The sequence below is a fragment of the Gemmatimonadota bacterium genome (genome assembly GCA_009838645.1).
In the GTDB taxonomy this organism is placed as follows: domain Bacteria; phylum JAAXHH01; class JAAXHH01; order JAAXHH01; family JAAXHH01; genus JAAXHH01.
Genome location: VXRC01000049.1, coordinates 234,004 through 256,771, shown reverse-complemented (window position 1 = coordinate 256,771; position 22,768 = coordinate 234,004). Strand labels below are relative to the sequence as shown.

The window sequence follows — 22,768 nt, the reverse complement described above, 5'->3', positions numbered from 1 at the left end:
TGCGAGGATTGTGCTACCGCAAAGTCAGTATGAAGGCCGTCAGTCGACCCACTTGTTCTTCCGTCAAATGATCGTAGTCGGGCATCAGTCCCGTGAAGTGGTCGAACCGGGGATTCCGCAGGTGCTCCGCGAACCAGGCCTTGATCCGCTCTTCGCCCTGCGTGTCCAGCACCTGCTCGTACCGCGACGCGAAATAAGCGTACGCATCCGGTCCGGCCACCCGGAGCGAATCCAGGTGATGCTGATACGCCGTGTCGGTCAGGCGGGCGGAAAGCCGGGGGATCAACCCGGCCAGGTCGGGTCCCCGTGAGATCCCTCCACCAATGGCGTGGCACGTTGCACAGCCCTGCAGCCGGAAGAGTCTTCTGCCGTGCTCGACCGGCGTTCTCGGTTCGCCCGCTCCGTCCGTCCCGTACATGAAGACTACGGCGACCGCCATCAGGACCGCACCGACGCCGAAGAGGGTCAACAGGACGCTGAAACGCATCGATCTCCTTTAAGGGGTCGTTTCTAGCCGTGTACTTCCACCCCGGACATGCGTTCCAGGGATTTCACCAGGGCCTGCGTGCCCTCGTCGCCCTCGCCCGCGGCCTCGACGGCATTGAACAACTGGTGGGCAAGGCTCGCGCCGGGCAGTCCCAGTCCGAGTTCCGAGGCGGTACCCAGCACGAGCCGCAGGTCCTTCTGCTGCAGTTTCACCATGAATCCCGGATCGAAGTCCCGCTTTATGATGCGCGGCGCCAGGTTGGACAGCTGCCAGGAACCCGCTGCGCCTCCGCTGATCGCGGCGAGCATCTTCTCCATGTCCAGGCCGGCTTTGGCGGCCAGGAGGAGCGCCTCCGCCATGGCGAGGTTGGCCACGCTCACGGCCACCTGGTTGCAGAGCTTGGTCATCTGTCCCGCGCCGTGATCGCCGATCAGGTTGATGCTCTTGCCCATGGCTTCGAAGACGGGCAGGCACCGGTCGAAGACCTCCTGCCTGCCGCCCACCATGATGGACAGGGTCCCCGCGATCGCCCCGGTGTCGCCGCCGCTGACCGGCGCGTCGAGCATGTCCGCGCCCTTCTCCCCGAGCGCCGCGGCCATGGTCCGCGTGGCCGAGGGGGAGATGGTGCTCATGTCGATGACCACCGAATCCGGACTTATGCCCTCGATGATCCCCCCTTCACCCAGAATCACCTTCTCCACGTCCGGTGTGTCGGTCACGATCGTGATGATTACGTCCGACTTGCCCGCCGTTTCTTCCGGGCTGTCGGCCCAGACCGCGCCTTCCGACAGGAGCTTTTCGGCCCGCGATTTCGTCCGGGTATGCACGGTGCAGGCATAACCTGCCTTCATGAGGTTGCGACACATCGGCTCGCCCATGATGCCGAGGCCGATGAAACCGATTCTTTCCGCCATGGTATGGATTCCTTATGGGTTAACGGCTAAACTGAATGGAAAACCATCAAACACGAATGAACATGAATATCCCCTTACCGCGCGGTCGTCCGGGGATGTTTCCCCATGCGGGACCCGGCCTACGTACGGCAAGGAGGCAACGCCCGGCCAACTGTCATCCGGCGGCCGGCGCGAAGCCGCAGAAGGCTTCGTAGTCGATTAACTCGGTAACCGTGGGGTTTTCGCCGCACAGGGGACAGGACGGATCCTTCTGCACGTTGAAGGTCTGGAAGGTCATGTCCAGCGCGTCGTACATCAGGATCCGGCCGATGAGCGAATCGCCCTCGTCGAGTACGAGCTTGAGGGCCTCGGTGGCCTGAATGAGTCCCACCGTCCCGGGGAGGACGCCGAGCACGCCCGCTTCGTCGCAACTGGGTACGGCGCCGGGCGGCGGCGGTTCGGGATAGAGACAGCGGTAACACGGTCCTTTATCCGGATGAAACACCGTGGCGTAGCCGTCGAACTGGTAGATGCTTCCGTGGACGTTCGGCTTGCCGGCCAGCACGCAGGCGTCGTTCACCAGGTACCGCGTCGGGAAATTGTCGCAGCCGTCGACGATGATGTCGTAGTCCTTGATGATTTCCATGATGTTCTCGGCCATGAGGCGGGTTTCATGGAGGATCACGTTGCAGTCGGGGTTCAGGTCGTTGATCGTCTCCTGGGCGGATACCACCTTGGGACGGCCGATGTCGGACGTTCCGTGGATGATCTGCCGCTGCAGGTTCGTCACGTCCACCACGTCGAAGTCGATGAGCCCGATGGTGCCCACTCCCGCGGCCGCGAGATAGTAGGCCGACGGGGATCCCAATCCGCCCGTGCCCACCAGCAGCACCTTGGATTCGAGGATCTTAACCTGGCCCTTCTCCCCGATCTCGGGCACGATCAGGTGCCGGGAATACCGGAGGCGTTCATCCTTGCTCAAGGCACGCTCCTGGACCGTGGGAAAGCCGGCCGCGCTCCATCCCGTATATCCTTCCCGCATGGAGATGACGTTGGTGTAGCCCATGGCTTCCAGCGACTGCGCCGCCAGCGCCGAGCGGTTGCCGCCCGCGCAGTACAGCACGATTTCCCGGTCCCGGTCGCTCTCGGTGTTCTCGATCCTTAGCTCGAGAAAGCCCCTCGGAATATGGGTCGCCCCGACGATAACGCCCTGGTCGACTTCGTCCTGCTCACGCACGTCGATCAGGACCAGGTCGTTCTTCCGGTCCAGCTTTTCCTTAAGTTGTTCCATGGACATCTCTTTAACTTCGCCCTTGACCTGGGCGAGAAGCTCCTGAGATGACAACCGCTGACTCATGATGATCTCCTGCTATCCGCCGATGGAGGACATGGTCCGTTCCGGCTGGACGAAATCGGGTTCGTTGATGTGATGTCCCGGTTCCTTGTTCCGCACGGCCTCGATCACCGTCTCGGCGATCTCCGCGTCCGAGGCGCCGCCCCGCAGAAGGGCCTTGATATCAGTTTCGTTGATGGAGAACAGGCAGGTCCGAAGCTTGCCGTCCGCCGTGATTCGGATCCGGTTGCAGCTGCCGCAGAAGGGTTCGCTGACCGAAGCGATGAGTCCGATCTCGCCCTGGCCGTCCCGGAACCGGAACAGGTCGGCCGGCTCCCGCTGGTTGGGCCGCTTCACGGCGTCCAGGGGCCACTGCGCGCCGATCCGCTCAATGATCTCGGCGCCGTCCAGCACCTGGTCGCGGGTCCAGGAACGGTCCGCGTCCAGCGGCATGAACTCGATGAAGCGCACCTGGTAGGGGCCGGTTCGCGCCAGTTTCGCGAAATCGAGGAGTTCGTCCTCGGTATATCCCTTCATGGCGACAACGTTGATCTTGATAGGAAGCTGGAAATGCCGGGTCGCCTCCTCCAGCCCGTCGAGCACCTTGTGCAGGACGTCGCGGCGGGTCATCTCCTTGAACTTCTCCTCGTCCAGCGTATCCAGGCTGACGTTGATCCGGGGCAGACCCGCCGAACGCAGGTCGCGTGACAATTTCTTGAGCAGGAAGCCGTTGGTCGTCATGGCCATGTCCCGGACGCCGGGTATCTCCGCAAGCATGCGCACCAGTACCGGCAGGTCCTTCCGGACGGTCGGCTCTCCGCCGGTCAACCGCAGCTTGGAGATGCCCAGCCCGGTGACGATCCCGACGAATCGGGCGATTTCCTCGAAGGTCAGGATCTCTTCGCGCGGCTGGAAGATCATCCCCACTTCAGGCATGCAGTAGATACAGCGGAAATTACACTGATCCGTCACCGACACCCGAAGGTTGTTGATCGTTCGACCGAAACTGTCCGTCAACTGGTAGCTCATCCAATAACTCGTGGCCGTACTGGCGGCCCTTGTCGACCCATTGTTTAATGATTGTATACACTTGACTTTGAACGATTTAATATACACGCAGAACGCATTTCGGTAAAGAGAAATCTGATGATTCCTGCCTGCCGACTTTGGATGTTGCCAAGACCAATTTGCCTGGTTAGATTTCACTGGAGAAATCAAGGAGGTTCGCATGCTTCGACACCTGGCAGTTCTGTTCGTGGCCGCTTATGTGTTAACCCCTGTCGCTGATGCCCAGCAGTTGAGAGACGTCGTCCATTTGAAAAACGGAGACATCGTAAGCGGGATCATTATTGAACAGATTCCTAACGAGACGATCAAGATTCAATTGCGGGACGGCAGGATGCGGGTCATCGAGATGTCAGAGATCGACAGGATCGTGAAGGAACCGGTGAACGCGATCGTGCAACAGCTTGCCGGGCAACGGGTCCGCGTTACGCTGCACGACAACCGGATGACCGGCAGGATCTCGGGGACCTACTCGGACGGTTTTGACCTGGTGACGTCGGGTAACATGCCTGGGCGCCACTACGTCAAGGACATCGTTCGCCTCGAGCGCAGCCTGGGCATGGAGCGCAACGTTGGGAAGGGGCTGCTCATCGGCTGCGGCGTGGGGACGGCATTGGTCGTCTTGACATTTGCCGATGATGTAGACACCGGCAAAGCATGGGTCGGCCTGGTGACGCTGGGAAACCTCGTCGGCGCGCTGCCCGGTCTCGCGGTCGGGTACATGGTAAAGTCGGAATCCTGGGAGGAAATACCGGTCGCCGGCCTGGGCGGGGTTTCCTTCCGGCCGGCCATCAATGTCAGATATGATCGAGGCGGAGACCACGGCGTATTCGTCGGCGGTCGGATCCGCTTCTGATCCGGCTTCTGACGATGGCCAGGTTTGGCTCTAGCTGATGGCTGGGCCGGGTCGACGCCCGCATTCAGCCCCTCGTCTTGCGCCAGATCAACCAGAACGGCAGGCCGGTGACGATAAAGGCGAGGTCGATCAGCGAGTTGTACCATTCGAAGGTGGCGCGCAGCACCACGAGGACGACGATGCCCGCCAGGAAAAGGGCCGGTGTCCAGGGATAGAGCGGCACCCGGTATCCGCCGTCGGCGCCGACGCCCATCCGGCGAAGCCTGAACAGGGCCAGGGTGTTGGCCCCGAAGAAGATGAGCACCGCGAACACCATCCCCGCCATGATGGTCTCGAAGGTCCCCCGGAACAGCAATATGACCGTTCCCCACACGGCGTGGGCGATGATGGCCCGCGAAGGCGTACGGTACACGGGATGGATGTAGTCCAGCCACCTGAAGAAGAGTCCATCCCGCGCCATGGCGTAATAGACCCGCGTGGCGGTCATGAAGGTCCCGTTCATGCTGCCGGTCGTGGAGATCATGACGGTGACCGCGATGAACCCCGCGCCGATGGGTCCCAGCAGCAGGACGGCCGTGTCCGATGCCACGATGCGGCTCGACCGGACGCCTTCCATGCCGAGGGTCTGGTGATAGAGGAGATTCGCCAGGACATAGATCAGGACGATCGCGGTGATCCCCACGAACATGGTCAGGGGTATGGTGCGCCGGGGGTCCTTCATCTCGCCCGCCGAGTAACCCACCCGTTCGAATCCCATGTAGGCGAAGACCACCATGAAGGCGGCGGCGATGATATTGCCGACGGGCCCCAGCGTACCGGTCGGCGCCGCAGCGGTGCCCAGCAGGTTTTCGCCCCCGTAATCCAGGGTGAATCCGAGCACAACGAGGAGCATCAGGCCGGCGACCTTGAGCACTGTGGTCAGGCGCTGGTAGAAGCCGGCCCGGTGCACGCCCACGTAGTTCAGGATGGTCAGCAGCAGGATGATGAACAGGGCTACGGCGATCCGTTCGACGTGCGTCATGTCGACGAAATAGGTAAAATAGTTGACGGTCACGATGGCCAGGCCGGCGAGGGGGCTGGTGCGGATGATGAACAGCTGGGACCAGCCGAACATGAACCCGGCAAAGGGACCGAAAGCGCGGCTGATGTACATGTATTCGCCGCCCGTGTCCGGCATCCGGCTGCCCAGTTCCGCATAGACCAGGCCGCCGATGAAAATGAAGGCCCCGCCCGCGATCCAGAGCCAGAGGATGGGCGTGAAGGATCCGGTGAATCCCGCGATGATCTGAGGTGCCGAGAAAATGCCGGCCCCGATGGTGATACCGACGAGGATGGTGATGCCGTCGAACAGCCCAAGGGACTTGCGCAGTGTGGGGCGGGAAGGTTCGGCGTGCGGTTGGGACATGGTCCGGACTGCCTGGCGTGTTATGTTTTAAGCGACGACTCGGGTGAGCGGGACGGGCCGCCATCAACCTATCTATCCGCATCCCCGGTGTCAAGCAGGCACGTCTGACCGCCCTTGCGCTTTTCTGTTGACCCGCGCGACGGTGGGTGGTCATTTTACAGGAAACTCGCAAAACCCCATACTAAGGATGCACGTACTATGTCCTCCCATGCCCTCGGGGTCCGTGCCCTCCTCCTCGTTTTCTTCTGCGCAGCGGCCTGCGGCGGAGACGAAAGCACCCAGGTTCAGATCGCCGAAGGTCCCGTGGTCAACAGCCTGGGGAAGCAGTTGCCGCCCGACGCCGCACCGCTCCACGAACAGATCCTGATGTACTTCATCGAAGAGCCCAAGACGCTGGACGTGAGCATGGACAACTACGGCGTGAAAGGCGCGGATCCTTATCTGTTCGAACGACTTACCATGTTCGACGCCGACGATGTCCTGATCCCGGGGGCCGCCGACCGCTGGGAACCGTCCCCGGATGGGCGTACCTGGACCTTCCATCTCCGGGAGGGTGCGCGCTGGAGCGACGGCCGGGACGTGACCGCCCACGATTTCGAGTACACCTTCAAGCGTTTCCTGGACCCGGACGAGGGCAACGTCTTCGCCTTTCTCTTCTACAATATCAAGAACGCGCGGGACTTCAACCACGGCAACATCAGCGATCCCGACTCGGTGGGCGTTCGCGCCATCGACGACCTGACGCTGGAAATCGAGGCCGAGGCCCCCTGCCCCTTTCTTCCCCACATCATGGCCTACAATTCCGCGGCGCCCGTGCCGCCCTGGCAGGTGCAGAAATACGGCCGTCGCTGGACCGAGCCCGGCAATATGGTCAGCAACTACAGTTACAAGCTGGATGAATGGATCACCGACCGGTACATCTCCTACGACCTGAATCCCCACTATAACGGGCCTTACCCGGGCTACCTGGAGAAGATCCTGCTGAAGTTCATCATCGCCGGCACCCATCCCGGCATCGCGCCCTACGAGAACAACGAAGTCGACCGCCAGGGCGTCTTTGCCCAATTCCTGGGAGAGATCGAAAACAGCCCCGAACTGACCCGGGATTTGTCTTCCAACGCCCATTTCCAGACCTGGTACCTCTTCTTCCGGACCGCGATCCCTCCCTTCGACGACGTGCGGGTCCGCCGGGCCGTCGGCCACGCCATCGACCGCGAGACCATCTGCCGGGTCATCCTGCAGGGCCACGGCACGCCCGCCTACACGATGCTGCCGCCCAACTTCCCCGGATACACGGGCGACCTGCTGAAGGATGTCCAGCGTTACGACCCGCCCGAGGCGCGGCGCCTGCTCGCGGAAGCCGGCTATCCGGACGGCAAGGGCCTGCCCGAGATTGAATTCTGGCTTCGCCAGGCGGACCCGACCCAGATGGGCATCGCCCAGGCGATCCAGGGCATGCTGCTGGAAACCCTGGGCATGCGCGTCGAGATCCGGAACCAGGAAATCGGACTCTACATGGACAACATGTACCAGTACGCCATTCCCTTCGGGCTGATCCCCTACCAGTACGACTACCCCGATCCCGACAACATGCTGTCCCAGGTCTGGCATTCTCAACCGGTCGGCCACGGCCGGCATGACTGGAAGAACGACGCCTTCGACCGGCTGCTGCAGGCCGGGGGAACGACGATGGACGAGGTGAAACGCATGGCGTACTACGGGCAGGCCGAACGCATCCTGGTGGAAGACGCGGGGGGCGTTTTCATCTATCACACCCACGTGCTGGACCTGCGCAAGCCCTGGTTCAAAGGCCTGGAGCCCAATTCGTGGGGACAGGATCACTTCTGGGGCAACCGGACCACGATGATGGACATCTATATCGGCAACAACGTCGAGAAACGGGTGTTCTAAGCCGGGGTTGCCTCACTGCGGAGTTTGCCTTAAAATACCTTGACGCCCCGACCGGGCCACTATTATAGTTTTGTAAGTTTCTAAAGAACCGGATGTATCACGCAGGTGTCGGTTCGCCTTTAACCGATCCAAATCCGCAACAACCGCTGCCACAAACAGTTCGGCGGGACAGCATCCGGCTGTCTTCAACCGGTCTGCATTCGGTACCGGAGAAAGTTCATGCCCAAGTCCGCCCAGTCGGAAGTCAACATTTCCCGGGTTGGATCACGGAATTCCGGTGATGACCGGTCGCTCGATACCTACCTGAAAGAAATCAGGACCATCCCGGTATTGAATCTGGAAGAAGAAATGGCGCTGGCGCGCGATGCGCGCAACGGAGTGAACGGCGCCATCAACAAGCTGATCCAGGCCAACCTGCGGTTTGTCGTCGTTGTGGCCAGGCAGTACCAGAACCAGGGCCTGCCGCTGTCCGACCTGATCAACGAGGGCAATATCGGCCTGATCAAGGCCGCGCAGCGCTACGACGAGCACAAGGGATTCAAATTCATTTCCTACGCGGTCTGGTGGGTGCGCCAGGCGATCATGCAGGCCCTGGCCGAACAGTCCCGGATCTTCCGTCTTCCGTTGAACCGGGCCGAGGAGCTGCGAAGGATCAACAAGGTCGTACGGGGCCTCAAGCAGGAATTGGGCCGGGAGCCCACGACCCTCGAAATCGCGGGCAGATTGTCGCAGGACCACCGTGAAGTGGTCGACATCATGCGGACGTTCAGTCCCCACCTTTCGCTCGACGCGCCTTTTTCACCGGGGGAAGAGGGGCGCCTGCTCGACGTGATCGAAGACACGAACATCGAATCGCCGGATACGCCGGTCATGGAGAAGTCGTTGAAGGAGGAAGTGGTCTGGGCCCTCAATACGCTCACGGACCGCGAAGCCGCCGTGATCCGTTTCTATTTCGGGATCAACCGGGAAAAGCCGATGACCCTGGACGAGATCGGGAAGCAGTTCGGCCTGACCCGCGAAAGGGTGCGACAGATCAAGGAGCGGGCGATCCGGCGATTGCGCCATACGTCCCGCAGTGTCCGGCTGCACGCCTACATGGGGTGAATCCGGCTCCCAGTTCCAATCATCTCGTCCCTGCGGTCTTGCGCAGGTTTTTTTGTGCCGGAATGGCACGCTTCAGGCAGGCACAGGTCCAACCATGAGACACATGATCGGCATCGACATCGGCACCTCGGGCATCAAGACGATCATCGTCGACGAACGGGGCGGCCTGGCGGCCCGGGCCTTCGAGGAGATCCCCCTGCACACGCCCCGTCCCAACTGGGCCGAGCAGGATCCGGCGGACTGGTGGCGCGCGGCATCGAATACGGTGCGCGAAGCCATGGGCGCCGCCGGCGTGCCAGCCGAATCCATCGCCGGGATCGGCCTGTCGGGACAGATGCACAGTTCGGTCCTGCTGGATGAACGGGACGAGGTGCTCCGGCCTTCCATCCTGTGGTGCGATACGCGGACGTCCGAACAGTGCCGATGGATCACGGAACAGGCGGGCGAGGAGAACCTGGTGGACTGGGTGTCCAATCCGGCCCTCGAAGGCTTCACCGCACCCAAGCTGATCTGGGTCCGCGACCACGAACCGGTTGTTTACGACCGCATCCGGAGAGTCCTGCTGCCCAAGGACTACATCCGGTTCCGCATGACCGGCGAATTCGCCATGGAAGTCTCCGACGCCGCGGGCACGCTCATGTTCGACGTGCGCGAGCGGAGATGGTCCGGCGCCATGCTGGAAGCCATCGGCCTGCCTGCGGAGTTCCTGCCGCCCACCTTCGAATCCATCGACGTCTGCGGCCGCGTGACGGAGGAGGTGGCCGCGGATATGGGACTGAGGCCCGGCACGCCCGTGGTCGGCGGCGGCGCCGACAACACCTGCGGCGCCGTGGGCGCCGGTATCGTCCGGTCCGGCCGGATCCTGGCCAGCCTGGGTACGTCGGGCGTGGTCTTCGCCCACACCGACGACGTCCGCGTGGACCCGGAACTGCGCGTCCATACCTTCTGCCACAGTGTCCCCGACAAGTGGTACCTCATGGGGGTGACCCTCTTCGCGGGCGGCGCCTTCCAGTGGCTGCGCAATACGCTGGGCGAAGTCGAGGTCAGCGCGGCCCGGATGCTGGACACCGACCCCTACGAACTGCTGACGGCCCAGGCGGCCCGCGCGCCGGCGGGCAGCGAGGGCCTGGTGTTTCTCCCCTACCTCATGGGCGAGCGCACCCCCCACAAGGACGCCAACGCGCGGGGCGCGTTCATCGGTATCACGGGACGGCACGGACGGCCCCACATGATCCGTTCCGTGATGGAGGGCGTGACCTTCGCCCTGCGGGATTCCATAGAAATCATGCGGGAGCTCGGGCTGTCCGTCACGCAGGTCCGTTCCACGGGCGGTGGGGCGCGGAGCAGCCTCTGGCGGCAGATCCAGGCCGATGTCTACGGGGCGGAAGTCGTTACCGTGAACGCCGAGGAAGGCCCCGCCTTCGGCGCCGCCATCCTGGCCGCGGTCGGCACCGGCGTGTACGGCACGGTCGAGGAAGCCGCGGACGAACTGGTCGACGTCGTGTCCAGGACGGAGCCGGAACCGGAGACGTCGGAACGCTACGAGGAGTGTTACGGGATCTTCAAATCAATGTACCCGTCCCTGAAACCGAGCTTCGACGCTCTGGGCGGCATGGTAAGCAAGCTGACGTAAGGACGGGTGAGACGGCGGCCCTCAAGCCAGGCTTCGACGCCCTGGGAGGCATGGTGGAAAAGCAAAGGAGCAGGATTTGAACATACACGAATTCCAGGCGAAGGGCATCTTCGCCCGGCACGGGATGGCGATCCCGCGGGAACAGGTGGCCCGGACGCCCGATGAAGCCCGGCGTATCGCCGAGGAACTGGGCACGCGGGTGGTGGTCAAGGCCCAGGTGCACGTCGGCGGACGGGGCAAGGCGGGCGGTGTGAAACTGGCCTCGACGCCCGATGAGGCATTCGAAATCGCGGGCCGGATCCTGGGCATGGACATCAAGGGGCTGACGGTCCGGCAGGTCCTCGTGGCCGAAGCGGTGGAGATCGACCACGAAGCCTACATCGGGATCATCCTCGACCGGCAGACCCGGCGGCCGGTGTTCATGGTCAGCGCGGCGGGAGGCGTCGACATCGAGGAAGTCGCCCGGGATACGCCGGAGAAGATTCACAAGCTGGCCGTCGACCCGCTGCTCGGCCTGCAACCGTATCAGGCCAGGTCCCTGGCTTTCAAACTCTATTCCGATTCCGCGCTGGTCAAACAGGCCGCCGGCATGCTAGCCCGGCTCTACGACGCCTTTATCGAAAGCGACGCGTCCCTGGCGGAGATCAACCCCCTCGTGAGCACGCCGGAAGGCAAACTGTGGATCCTGGACGGCAAGGTGAACATCGATGACAACGCGCTATTCAGACACGAGGAAATCGAGGCCATGCGCGATCCCGAATCCGAAGAGCCCACCGAGACCGAGGCGCGGGACGCGGATCTCAGCTTCGTCAAGCTCGATGGCGACATCGGCTGCATCGTCAACGGCGCCGGCCTGGCAATGGCGACCATGGACATGGTGAAGTTCTACGGGGGCATGCCCGCCAACTTTCTCGATATCGGCGGGAGCTCGAACCCGGACAAGGTCGTCACCGCCATGAACATCATCACGTCCGACGACCGGGTCAAGGCCGTGCTTTTCAACATATTCGGCGGGATCACGCGCTGCGACGACGTGGCCAACGGCATCGTGACCGCCCTGGACCGTATCGCCGCCGGTCCTGGCGGACCGCTCACACTGCCTATCGTCATCCGGCTCACCGGGACCAATGAAGCCGAGGGCCGGAAAATACTCGAATCCGTGGGGCTCGTTGCCGTAGACACCATGGCGGAAGCCGTTCAGAAGGCCGTAGCGCTCGGGAAGGGGGCAAGATGAGCATCCTGGTTGACGCAAACACCCGCGTCGTCGTGCAAGGGATCACCGGAAGGGACGGTTCCTTTCACACGCGCCAGATGGCGGCCTACGGCACGAACATCGTGTCCGGAGTCACTCCGGGGAAGGGCGGCCAGGACCTGGACGGCATCCCGATCTACGATACCCTCGGGGAAGCGGCAGGGGCGACCGGCGCCAACACGTCCATCATCTACGTCCGCCCCGCCTTCGCGGCCGACGCGATCCACGAGGCCATCGACGCCGAAATGGACCTGGTGATCTGCATCACGGAAGGCATCCCGACGCTGGACATGGCCCGGGTCTACGCCGTCCTGCAGCATTCCGGCGTACGGCTCCTGGGGCCGAACTGTCCCGGCGCCATCACGCCCGGGGTCACCAAGGTGGGCATCATGCCCGGCCACATCCACCGGCCCGGACATGTGGGCGTGGTCTCCCGCAGCGGCACGTTGACCTACGAGATCGTCCACCAGTTGACAGCCGCGGGCATCGGTCAGTCGACCTGCCTGGGAATCGGCGGCGATCCGATCATCGGTACGGGCTTCATCGACGCCCTCGAGGCCTTCGAAGCGGACCCGGATACCCACGCCGTGGTCATGATCGGCGAGATTGGCGGCTCCGACGAGGAACGGGCGGCCGAGTTCGTGCGGCAGCACATGAAGAAGCCGGTGGTCGGTTTCATCGCGGGACGCACGGCGCCTCCCGGCAAGCGCATGGGGCACGCCGGCGCGATCATATCGGGGGGAACGGGCGGCGCCGAGGAGAAAGTGAGCGCGCTGAACGAGGCGGGCATTCCGGTAGCCGACCGGTCGGCCGACGTGGTGGATTCGATTCGGTCCGCACTCGCCTGATCCGGGGATTTTACTCTTGACATGACAGGGGTAACCTCCCTATTATTAGTGGCTTCCGGCTGATTGGGATATAGTCCGGCGCATCCGGAATGTGGCGTTTAAATCGCGTGTGGAACGTGGTCGTAGTCCCGTGAACAAGCCGTCAATATGCAAATAGCGATCGAGCATCTGGCCGAAGGTCTGCATCCCATCCACCTGGAAGACACACCCGCCGCCGATTTCATTCCGGACGAGGAATGCCGTTTCGCTTCGCCCGTCAAGGTGGACGGCACGCTGACAGTCTCCGAGAATTCGCTCGTGCTGCAGGCCGACATCGCGGTCTCCATGACGTTCTCCTGCGGCAGGTGCCTCGAAGAGGTCGAAGAACATATCAGCGGCGAAATCGCGACCTACTACGAGAAGACCGACCGGGCCATACCCGATGGCGAGGAGCTGACCGAATCGGACGACGTGGAAATCCTGGACTACAGCGCGAAGACGATCGACCTCAGTCGGCGCATCGCCGAACTCGTCAACCTGAATATCCCCATGAAACCCCTGTGCAGCGAAGCATGCAAGGGCCTCTGTCCCGATTGCGGCAGGAACCTCAACGAGGGTGCCTGCAGTTGCGGTACGCGGCAGGAGGACCCACGCTGGCACACCTTGAAAACGTTATTGAAGGAGGATTAAAGATGGCCCTGCCCAAGCGACGCCAATCTCGGGCACGGAGTCGTAAGCGCCGTACGCACTGGGTGCTGCAGATGCCGACGCTGGTGGAATGCTCCCATTGCGGGGAGATGAAACGCGCACACCGCGTTTGTCCCCACTGCGGACACTACCAAGGAAGGGAAGTCCAGGAAGTCGAAGCGATTTAGGTTCGGCGCCGATACCCATGACCCAAGCCAGGATCGCCTTCTTGTTTCCGGGCCAGGCCTCGCAGTACGTCGGCATGGGCCGGGACCTGCACGACCGGTATCCGCAGGTTCGATCGCTTTACCAGCAGGCCCGCGAGATCACCGGCGCCGATATCGCCGGCGTCTCCTTCGACGGCCCCGCCGAAACCCTGAAGCAGACGAACTACACGCAGCTGGCCATCCTGGTGCACAGCGTGGCGGTCGCATCCATGCTGAAAGCGCATGGGATCGAACCGGATTTCGTCGCCGGCCACAGCCTGGGCGAGTATTCGGCGCTGGTGGCGGCCGGCGCCCTCGATTTCGAGGAGTCGCTGCGCCTGGTCCGACTGCGCAGTGCACTGATGCACGAGGCCGGACAGCGGCGTCGGGGAACCATGGCGGCCGTGATCGGCCTGTCTCCACGAGAGATCGACGAAGTCTGCCGGGCCGCCTGCGCGGATGACGAACCCGTTCAACCGGCGAACTACAACGCACCGGTACAGACGGTCATCGCCGGGGCCGTGCCGGCCGTAGAACGGGCGATGGACGGTGCCAGGTCGGCGGGCGCGAAACGGGTCGTTCCGCTCAAGGTCAGCGGCGCCTTCCATTCCGAACTCATGGAATATGCTCGGCACGGCCTCTCCGAGGCGATTGAAAAGACCCCCTTTTCCCGCTTGGAAACGCCGGTAGTGGCCAACGTGAACGCCCGGGCCGTGACGGAGCCCGATGAAATCCGCCGCCTGCTGATCGAACAGCTGACCCACCCCGTGCGCTGGGCGGAATCGATGCAGACGCTGGCCGATCAAGAGGTGGACACCGTGGTGGAAGCAGGACCGGGCAACGTGCTCACGGGGCTGATGAAGCGGATGCACCGCGGCATCGCCGTCCTGAACGCGGACAAACTTGCCGACGTCACGGCCGTGGCGGAATCGATCGGTCGGCCTGTGGCGGAAACGCACGGACGGCTCGTGGCCGATCGGTTGGAATCGCGGTAAACCGGTTTCGTTTTACGGATAACGACACGCACGCGCGGAGTACTTCAAGTTTGCGGGGCTTAAAGGACAAGGTCACCATCGTAACGGGCGGAGCGCAGGGTATCGGTTCCGCCGTCGCCGAACGCTTCGCCGCGGAAGGCGCCCGGATCATCCTGTCCAGCCGCGACGGCGCGAAGGCGCAGGAAGCCGCCGACGCGCTGAACCGCAAGGGCGGCGATGCCCGGGGCGTTTCCCTGAGCATCGATGACCGGGACAGCGTGAAGAACCTGGTCGACAGCGTGGTCGAGGACTACGGGTCCATCGACGTCCTGATCAATAACGCGGCGACGGTCAAGGACACGCTCCTGATGCGCATGAAACAGGATGACTGGGACGAAGTCATCCACGTGAACCTGGGCGGCGTGTTCGTCTGTACGCAGGCCGTAATCCGCCAGATGATGCGGCAGCGCAGCGGCAGGATCATTAACATGACCTCAATCGTGGGCCTTACGGGCAACCCGGGCCAGGCCAACTACGCCGCTTCCAAGGCCGGAATCATCGGTTTCACCAAATCGGTGGCTAAAGAGGTGGGCAGCAGGGGCATCACGGTCAACGCGATCGCTCCGGGATACATCGAAACGGCCATGACGGAAGCGCTTCCCGAGGCGGTGCGGTCCGCGTTCCTGGAAGCCACGCCGCTGTCCAGGGCCGGACAACCCGATGACGTCGCCGGCATCGCGGCCTTTCTGGCGTCCGACGACGCCGCTTTCGTAACCGGCCAGGTGATGCGCGTCGACGGCGGCATGGGCATGTGAGGAAAGCAGCCGGTTTTTTACAATCATCTGTACAGGAGGAAAGAAGATGGAAGACCGCGTAAAGGAGATCATCGCCGAACAACTTGGTGTGGACGGTGACCAGGTCACCGACAATGCCTCGTTCACCGACGACCTGGGCGCCGACTCGCTTGATACGGTCGAACTCGTCATGGCCCTCGAAGAAGAGTTCGACATTGAGATCCCCGACGAGGATGCCGAAAAGATCGTCACGGTCGGCGACGCGATCAAGTATCTCCAGTCCAATTTAGACGGCTGATTCATATCGAGGCCCGGCCGGGATATCCATGCAGACTGGGATATCCATGCAGACCGGGATATCCATGCAGATCGGGATTTCCACGCAGGCTGGGTGACTCGACTGGCTGATTTCGGGAGGCGTCGGGGTGGCTGAACGCGTTGTCGTCACCGGTATGGGCGTCCTGAGTCCCGTGGGTCTCACGCTCGATACTTACTGGAAGGCTCTTTGCGCGGGTCAGAGCGGCGTAGGGCCTATTACGAAATTCGATGTGAGCGCCTTTCCGGCGAAAATCGCCGCCGAATTGAAGGACTTCAACGCGGCGGACTACATCGACCGGAAAGAAGTGCGGCGAATGGACGAGAACGTCCAATACGCCGTGATCGCGGCGCAAATGGCGATCGACGACTCCGGGCTGGATCTCGACGCCGAGGACCGGGACCGCATCGGGGTGGTGTTGGGTACGGGCGTCGGCGGGATATGGACTTTCGAAAACCAGCATGCCAACCTGGTGCACAAGGGACCGGGACGCGTGAGTCCCTTTTTCATCCCCATGATGATCGCGGACATGGCGCCCGGCCATATCTCAATGATTCACGGCCTGAAAGGGCCCAACTACACCACGGTATCGGCCTGTTCCAGCGGCGCGCACGGCATCGGCGACGCGTTCCGGATCCTGCAGCACGGGGACGCGGACGTCATGGTCACCGGCGGCACGGAGGCCAGCATATCCCCCATGGCCGTGGCCGGGTTCAGCAACATGCGGGCCCTGTCCCTGCGAAATGAAGAGCCGGAGCGGGCAAGCAGGCCTTTCGATGCCCAACGGGACGGATTCGTACTCGGCGAAGGCGCCGGCATGGTCGTCCTCGAGACCCTGGCTCACGCGAAGCGGCGCGGTGCAACGATCTACGCCGAACTGGCGGGTTACGCCGCGACGGCGGATGCCTTTCATATCACTCAACCCCATGAATCGGGTGAAGGCGCGGCGCGATCCATGCACCTGGCGCTTCGGAACGCCGGACTGGCCGTGGACGAAATCGATTACATCAACGCCCATGGCACGTCCACGCCATTCAATGACCGCATCGAAACCCTGGCCATCAAAAAGGTCTTCGGGGATCAAGCGCATAGCCTGGCGATCAGCTCCACCAAATCGCTCGTCGGCCACCTCCTGGGGGCGTCCGGAGGAGTCGAGTTCATCGCGACCACGCTGTCCGTCGCCCGCGATTTCGTCCATCCTACCATCAACCACGAGGAGCCCGATCCCGATTGCGACCTGGACTACGTCCCCAACGCGGGCCGGGAACGGGAAGTGAGGGCGGCCCTAACCAATTCGTTCGGTTTCGGAGGGCACAACGTGACGCTCGTGATCAGGAAATACACGGCGTAGCTTCTTTCCGAAAAGCCTCGGACGTGCTTCGGGGACTACCGTGCCAAATCGGCATTCCATTCTGCAGAAGCTGCGACGCGCGGCCAGTGCCCTGGTCTCGGGCCTGAATAGCGGTGCATCCGGTCACGCCGCGAACCGAACGGCCCTTGAACGTGAAAACGTCCGCCAGGTTCAGAAATACATCGACTACCGCTTCAAGAACCCCGATTACCTGATCACGGCGCTCAAGCACCGTTCCTACGTATATTCCCGGGAGCAGTCGGGCGTGCACTCCAACGAACGGCTGGAGTTCCTGGGCGACGCGGTGCTGGATCTCGTGGTCGGCGAGTTCATATACCACAAGTACCCCGGGCGCCGCGAGGGCCAACTGACCCAGCTCCGGTCCACGCTGGTCAACCGGAAGGCGCTCGCCCGCCAGGCCCGGGCGATGAAGCTCGGAAGCTATGTGCTGCTGAGTACCAGTGAAGCCCGATCCGGCGGCCGGTTTCGCCACTCGATCCTGTCCGATGCCTACGAATCCCTCATCGGCGCTATCTACCTGGACGGCGGGCTTCAGCCGGTCCGACGCTTCCTGGACCGTACCCTCCTGCAGGAACTGAGCGCGGAACGTCCCTCCCATATCGATCACACGCTGAACTACAAAAGCGCGCTGCTGGAATACACGCAGGGCGAAGGCATCGGCCAGCCGGAATACCGCGTCGATTCCGCCGTGGGTCCCGATCACGAAAAGATCTTCACCATCGAAGTCTTCGTCGCGGGAAACCCCGTCAGCAAAGGCACGGGCACCAGCAAGAAGAACGCGGAACAGGATGCAGCGCGACAGGCCGTGGAGCAGTTGCAGTCCGACCGCGACTTCGATCGGTCATGATCCGCGTACTCTCCACGCCCGGATGTTTCGCCGCGTACAACATGGCCGTGGACGAAGCGCTGCTGGACACGTGCCGGCGAGCCGCGAGCCAGCGGGACGCGAGCCGGCGGGACGCGGGCCGGGACGACGCGAGCCGAGGCGACGCGGGCTGGGACGACGCGAGCCAGCGGGACGCGAGCCGGGGAGACGCGGAGATGATGGCGTTGCGCATCTATTCGTGGTGTCCGCCCGCCGTGTCCATTGGATACGGGCAGGAGGCCGAAAAAGAAGTCGATTTCGGTCAGTGCGAACGGTACGGTATCGGCGTGGTCCGGCGGATCACCGGGGGGCGCGCGGTGCTGCACGACCAGGAACTGGCCTACAGCCTGGTCGCGCCGGAATCCCATCCCGCGCTGGGAGGCCGGTCCGGCGTGATGCTCCGCACGGTGAGCGAGGCGCTGGTTGAAACGCTGAAGCACTTCGATATACCGGCCGAACTGGCGAAGGAAGGGCGTTGCGGTTCGGGTGGCAATGACGACGTATGCTTCACGGCCACTGGACGTTACGAGATCACGGTGGCCGGCAGAAAACTGGCCGGCAGCGCCCAGCGCCGATCTCGCGGGGTCGTGCTGCAGCACGGATCCATGCTCCTGGGTCCGGGGCACCGCAGGCTTCCCCTGTTGATGCCCGCCCACGAACCGGAACGCCGGGAGACCATCGCCCGGTTGCTGAACCACCGGACCGTCTCCGTTGCCGAATTGATCCCCGATCTGCCCTCCTTCGAGGAATGGACCAACCGCCTGTCCCGTTCGATGCTCGACCGCCTGAACGTGGAAGGCCGAACGGACGTGCTGGATGCAGTGGAGCGGCGGGCAGCCGAGTCGTTGGTCCGCACCCGGTACGCAAACGCCGACTGGACCTATCGCAGGACCGCGAGCCATGTCCGGTGAACCTATTGCCATAACCGGCATCGCCTGCCGGTTTCCCGGGGATATATCGACGCCCCGATCCTTCTGGGAGTTCGTCCTGAACGGCGGAGACGCCATTCGTCCGGTTCCGGATGAGCGGAAATCGCTGTGGAAACCGTGGCCGGAAGGCGGGGACTTTCCCGAATGGGGCGGTTTCGTCGACGAAATCGACCGGTTCGACGCGGCGTTCTTCAACATCTCTCCCCGGGAAGCCCGCCACATCGATCCCCAACAGCGCATCCTGCTCGAACTCGCCTGGGAAGCGCTGGAAGACGCGCGGATCCCCCCGGCCAGGCTGGAAGGCCGGCCCGTCGGGGTGTACATGGGGATCTTCCTTGACGAATACTGGGACCTCCAGCGGTACGCGGCGCCTTCGCAAGTCGGCATGCACACCAACACGGGCGGGACGCTGAGCATCGCGGCGAACCGGATCTCCTACTACCTGGACCTGAAGGGCCCGAGCATTGCGGTGGACACGGCCTGTTCTTCGTCACTGACCGCCATACACCTGGCCTGCCGCGACATCCATGCCGGGACGTGCACGGCCGCCCTCGCCGGCGGCGCCAATCTACTGTTGACGCCCCAGACGACGCGCGGATTCGAGCAGGCGCAGATGTTATCGCCGGATGGGCGCTGCAGGGCCTTCGACCAGGGGGCGAACGGATATGGACGCAGCGACGGCGCGGGCATCGTGGTGCTGAAACGCCTGTCCGACGCGGTGGAGGACGGCGATGCGATCTACGCGGTCATTCACGGGTCCGCGATCAACCAGGACGGGCGCAGCCGCGGCCTGACGGTCCCGAGGCAAAGCGCGCAGGAAGCCGTCATCGAGGCGGCCGCACGCGAAGGGGGCGTAGACGCCGCTCAGCTTGCCTTCGTGGAAGCCCATGGCACGGGAACGCCCACAGGCGACCCCATTGAAGCGATGGCCATCGGACGCGCCACGGGGGAAGGACGCGTCACGGACGGCGCGGGCTGCCTGATCGGTTCGGTGAAGACCAATATCGGCCACACCGAGGCCGCGGCCGGAGTCGCAGGTCTCATCAAGACGGCGCTGTCGCTGAAGCACGGCATCCTGCCGCCCTCCCTGCATTTCGATCAGCCGAATCCCGACATCCCCTTCGAAGAACTCGGCCTGAAGGTGGCCACCGAGCCGGTCAGCATCCCCGGTCCCGCCTTCGCCGGTGTGAATTCCTTCGGATTCGGCGGCGCCAACGCCCACGTCGTGCTCGGGTCTCCACCGGTCACGGAATCCCATAGACATCCAGCCGATGCGCGAACCGGAAACGGAGCGGCGACGGTCAAAAAGGGCGGATCACACGGTGAGGACAGTTCGCAGAGCGAGGCCGACCCGTACGATCCTCTGCTGCTTACCTTGTCCGCCCACAGTGCCGGCGCATTGAAGCAGAAAGCGGCGGACACGGTTACCTTGCTGCGAAGCCACCCCGATATACCGCCCGGCGATTTCACGGCTACGCTCGCCCTGCACCGGTCCGATCTCGATCACCGCCTGGCGCTGGTGTTCGAGGAGCTGGGAGAAGCCGCCCGAAATCTTGAGGAGTTTTGCGCGGGCGGCATCCCCGATCGGCTCGAGACGGCACGGATAGGCGCGAAACCGGCGCCCGTCGTTTTCGTCTTTACCGGCATGGGGCCGCAATGGTTCGGCATGGGGAAAGCACTTTATCGCACGGACCCCGTCTTTCGCGATGCGATGGACGCGTTCGATCTTCTGTACGAGGAAACAGCAGGGAGATCGATCAAGGACGCGATGTGGAGTGGCTCAGACGGAGAACGAATCACCGACGTCGAAATCGCCCAACCCGCCAACATGGCCCTGCAGTGGGCGCTGACCGCCCTGTGGAAGTCCCTGGGCATCGAGCCGCAGATCGTCGTCGGCCACAGCGTCGGGGAAATCGCCGGAGCCTGTGTCGCGGACGCACTGTCCCTGGAGGAAGGCGTTCGCATCATCTACCAGCGCAGCAGGCTACAGAAGGAGCTGCAGGGCAGGGGTGAGATGCTGGCCGTGGGGGTGTCGTCGATCGAGGCCGAGGAGCTAATAGAATCCTACGGCGACGGCCTGTCCATCGCCGCGGTCAACAGCCCGTTATCCGCGACGATTTCGGGGGAGTCAGAGGATGTCGACCGGTTGCAGGCCACGCTCGAAGATCGACGGCTTTTCTGCCAGAAACTGCACACGGGGATCGCCTATCACAGTGGCCAAATGGATGGGATCCGCGACGAATTCCTGGCGTCCCTGAACGGGTTGTCTCCCGCGAAAACCCGCGTACCCCTGTTGTCGACGGTCACGGGCGCGCAGGCAGACGGAACGGAACTAGACGCGGGCCACTGGTGGCGGAACATACGGAGTCCCATCCTTTTCAACCGGATATTCGAGCAGATCCCTGGTGAAGGGGAGGCACTGTACATCCAGATCGGCCCCCACCCGGTGCTTTCCTCGGCTATTTACGAGAACCTGGCTCAATACGGGCGGACGGGCCACGCGCTGGCTTCGTTGCGGCGTGATCGCGATGCGTGGGACGTCCTGCTCGAATCCGTGGCCAAGTGCTACGTCCATGGACACGATATCCACTGGAAGCGCCTTGTAGACCCGCCTAATACGCGGGTTCCGTTGCCGCCATACCCCTGGCAGAAGGAACGGTACTGGCTGGATGGCTTGACAACACATCCGGGTGGCCTGGACAGCCAGGGCGGAGCGGACCGTCCGGGTGGTTCGGGCGGTATAGACGGCCGGTTCCCGCGCCCGTTGATCGGTCGGGCCATCGAATCGTCCGTCGACCCCGACTCCCAGGTATGGGAACGAGCGATCAGCCTGGCATCCCATCCGATCCTGGCGGACCACACGGTTTTGGACCGATCCATCATGCCGTTTGCCGGGCAGATCGAAATGCTCATCGAGACGCTCGACGAGACGGAGGTTGTGAAGTTACCGGAGGTCCCCGTCGCCTTCACCGACCTCAAACTCCTGCATCCGCTGATTTTGCCCGAAACCGGTGCCCACCTCGTCCAGGTTGTGCGCGGGCAGAACCGGTATACCCTGTCCTCCAAATCTGATTCTCAGGAAACGGCTTCGACGTGGCTGGCGCACATGCGTACCGAAAGATCTCAGGGGGCCGGGGCGACTGAGGTAGCCGGGATGACCGAAAACATCGACCTGGAAGGCGTCAGATCCCGCTGCGACCGCCGGATCACGAACCGCCGATTCTACGAACGCGCCTCCGAATCGGGGTTTGAATACGGCCCCGCCTTCCGCCAAGTCGACGACGTCGTATACTCCGACCGGGAAGCGCTGGTCACTCTGGCGCCCCGGGATGAAGGACACGGGTCCTACCGCCTGCACCCCGGTGTCCTGGATGCTGGTCTGCAGGCCTTGTTGCTGCTTGCTCCGGATGACCGCCCACATTTACCAGTCGGCGTGAAAACCGTTGTGCTGCAGAGACTTCCGGAACGCGATGAAGTCCTGATTGCCTATGCGAGGCTGCGAAAATCCTCCGATGACGGCGGTCTGTTGGCCGACGTGTACCTCGTTGACGAAAAGGGCCTTCCCGCGGTGACCCTGGAAGGCGTGTCCCTGTCCCGGGCGAGCGGCTGGGGAGGCCGTCGCGACGTCAATAACAACCCCCACGGACTGTACCGCGAAGAGTGGGTGGTCGACAACCGCTGGACGGAGCACCGGCAATTCGGTCCGGCCTCCCACTGGTTCGTGCTTTCGGACGATCGTCGACTCGGGCGCAAACTGGCCAACGCCCTGTCGCGCCCTGGTGTGGAGAGTGAATTCATCGACATAACCGGCAGTGGATCGGAAACAGATTGGGGGGTGCTGGCCGATAAACTGGGATCC

At 63.1% G+C, this 22,768-nt stretch carries 19 protein-coding genes and 3 pseudogenes; 17 read left to right on the top strand and 5 right to left on the bottom strand.

Annotated elements, in window-relative coordinates; genetic code table 11:
• Positions 1–13 precede the first annotated feature (13 nt).
• The 4 genes from F4Y38_15080 to moaA form a co-directional block, all read right to left on the bottom strand.
• A complete protein-coding gene (locus F4Y38_15080; GenBank protein MXY50600.1) occupies positions 14–487 on the bottom strand; it encodes a cytochrome c in 474 nt (157 codons plus the stop codon).
• Between the two features lie 23 nt (positions 488–510).
• Positions 511–1,401: an NAD-binding protein gene (locus F4Y38_15075; protein MXY50599.1), complete on the bottom strand. Its 891-nt coding sequence runs from the start codon at positions 1,399–1,401 to the stop codon at positions 511–513.
• A 154-nt stretch (positions 1,402–1,555) separates the two neighbouring features.
• Entirely contained in the window at positions 1,556–2,737 is a 1,182-nt protein-coding gene (gene moeB, locus F4Y38_15070) for a molybdopterin-synthase adenylyltransferase MoeB (GenBank protein MXY50598.1), read from the bottom strand.
• A gap of 12 nt (positions 2,738–2,749) precedes the next feature.
• Positions 2,750–3,742: a GTP 3',8-cyclase MoaA gene (gene moaA, locus F4Y38_15065; protein MXY50597.1), complete on the bottom strand. Its 993-nt coding sequence runs from the start codon at positions 3,740–3,742 to the stop codon at positions 2,750–2,752.
• Between the two features lie 199 nt (positions 3,743–3,941).
• Between moaA and F4Y38_15060 the strand changes: the two genes are divergently transcribed.
• Entirely contained in the window at positions 3,942–4,634 is a 693-nt protein-coding gene (locus tag F4Y38_15060) for a hypothetical protein (protein ID MXY50596.1), read from the top strand.
• Positions 4,635–4,698: 64 nt separating this feature from the next.
• Here F4Y38_15060 and F4Y38_15055 read toward each other — a convergent pair whose 3' ends face one another.
• Positions 4,699–6,039 carry an amino acid permease gene (locus F4Y38_15055; protein ID MXY50595.1) on the bottom strand — a complete coding sequence of 447 codons (1,341 nt, stop codon included), beginning with the start codon at positions 6,037–6,039 and terminating at the stop codon, positions 4,699–4,701.
• A 198-nt stretch (positions 6,040–6,237) separates the two neighbouring features.
• Here F4Y38_15055 and F4Y38_15050 point away from each other — a divergent pair, with 198 nt between their 5' ends.
• The 16 genes and pseudogenes from F4Y38_15050 (at position 6,238) to F4Y38_14975 (ending at position 22,513) form a co-directional block, all read left to right on the top strand.
• Positions 6,238–7,950 (top strand): peptide ABC transporter substrate-binding protein, encoded by a 1,713-nt coding sequence (locus F4Y38_15050; protein MXY50594.1) that lies wholly within the window; start codon positions 6,238–6,240, stop codon positions 7,948–7,950.
• A 219-nt stretch (positions 7,951–8,169) separates the two neighbouring features.
• Positions 8,170–9,054, top strand: coding sequence for a sigma-70 family RNA polymerase sigma factor (locus tag F4Y38_15045; protein MXY50593.1), 885 nt, complete (start codon positions 8,170–8,172; stop codon positions 9,052–9,054).
• 94 nt (positions 9,055–9,148) lie between these two features.
• Complete coding sequence (gene xylB / locus F4Y38_15040) at positions 9,149–10,687, top strand: xylulokinase (GenBank protein ID MXY50592.1); 1,539 nt, start codon at positions 9,149–9,151, stop codon at positions 10,685–10,687.
• A gap of 76 nt (positions 10,688–10,763) precedes the next feature.
• Positions 10,764–11,921 carry an ADP-forming succinate--CoA ligase subunit beta gene (gene sucC / locus F4Y38_15035; GenBank protein ID MXY50591.1) on the top strand — a complete coding sequence of 386 codons (1,158 nt, stop codon included), beginning with the start codon at positions 10,764–10,766 and terminating at the stop codon, positions 11,919–11,921.
• On the top strand, positions 11,918–12,787 hold the full coding sequence (gene sucD, locus F4Y38_15030) for a succinate--CoA ligase subunit alpha (GenBank protein MXY50590.1): 870 nt from the start codon (positions 11,918–11,920) through the stop codon (positions 12,785–12,787). The genes sucC and sucD overlap by 4 nt, the downstream gene beginning before the upstream one ends.
• Positions 12,788–12,934: 147 nt before the next feature.
• Positions 12,935–13,456 carry a DUF177 domain-containing protein gene (locus F4Y38_15025; protein ID MXY50589.1) on the top strand — a complete coding sequence of 174 codons (522 nt, stop codon included), beginning with the start codon at positions 12,935–12,937 and terminating at the stop codon, positions 13,454–13,456.
• 2 nt (positions 13,457–13,458) lie between these two features.
• A complete protein-coding gene (locus F4Y38_15020; GenBank protein ID MXY50588.1) occupies positions 13,459–13,641 on the top strand; it encodes a 50S ribosomal protein L32 in 183 nt (60 codons plus the stop codon).
• 17 nt (positions 13,642–13,658) lie between these two features.
• On the top strand, positions 13,659–14,654 hold the full coding sequence (fabD, locus tag F4Y38_15015; protein ID MXY50587.1) for an ACP S-malonyltransferase: 996 nt from the start codon (positions 13,659–13,661) through the stop codon (positions 14,652–14,654).
• A 50-nt stretch (positions 14,655–14,704) separates the two neighbouring features.
• Complete coding sequence (gene fabG, locus F4Y38_15010) at positions 14,705–15,448, top strand: 3-oxoacyl-[acyl-carrier-protein] reductase (protein MXY50586.1); 744 nt, start codon at positions 14,705–14,707, stop codon at positions 15,446–15,448.
• 46 nt (positions 15,449–15,494) lie between these two features.
• On the top strand, positions 15,495–15,725 hold the full coding sequence (acpP, locus tag F4Y38_15005; GenBank protein ID MXY50585.1) for an acyl carrier protein: 231 nt from the start codon (positions 15,495–15,497) through the stop codon (positions 15,723–15,725).
• Positions 15,726–15,852: 127 nt separating this feature from the next.
• Positions 15,853–17,094, top strand: coding sequence for a beta-ketoacyl-ACP synthase II (gene fabF / locus F4Y38_15000; GenBank protein ID MXY50584.1), 1,242 nt, complete (start codon positions 15,853–15,855; stop codon positions 17,092–17,094).
• Between the two features lie 40 nt (positions 17,095–17,134).
• Positions 17,135–17,962: a ribonuclease III gene (gene rnc / locus F4Y38_14995; protein MXY50583.1), complete on the top strand. Its 828-nt coding sequence runs from the start codon at positions 17,135–17,137 to the stop codon at positions 17,960–17,962.
• Positions 17,959–18,891 carry a lipoate--protein ligase family protein gene (locus tag F4Y38_14990; protein ID MXY50582.1) on the top strand — a complete coding sequence of 311 codons (933 nt, stop codon included), beginning with the start codon at positions 17,959–17,961 and terminating at the stop codon, positions 18,889–18,891. Before rnc ends, F4Y38_14990 begins: the two co-directional genes overlap by 4 nt.
• Positions 18,797–19,627, top strand: a pseudogene (locus F4Y38_14985) (polyketide synthase). The gene F4Y38_14990 and the pseudogene F4Y38_14985 overlap by 95 nt, the downstream one beginning before the upstream one ends.
• A 261-nt stretch (positions 19,628–19,888) precedes the next feature.
• Positions 19,889–20,419, top strand: a pseudogene (locus F4Y38_14980) (hypothetical protein).
• A gap of 909 nt (positions 20,420–21,328) precedes the next feature.
• A pseudogene (locus tag F4Y38_14975) lies at positions 21,329–22,513 on the top strand (hypothetical protein).
• The last annotated feature ends 255 nt before the right edge of the window (positions 22,514–22,768 follow it).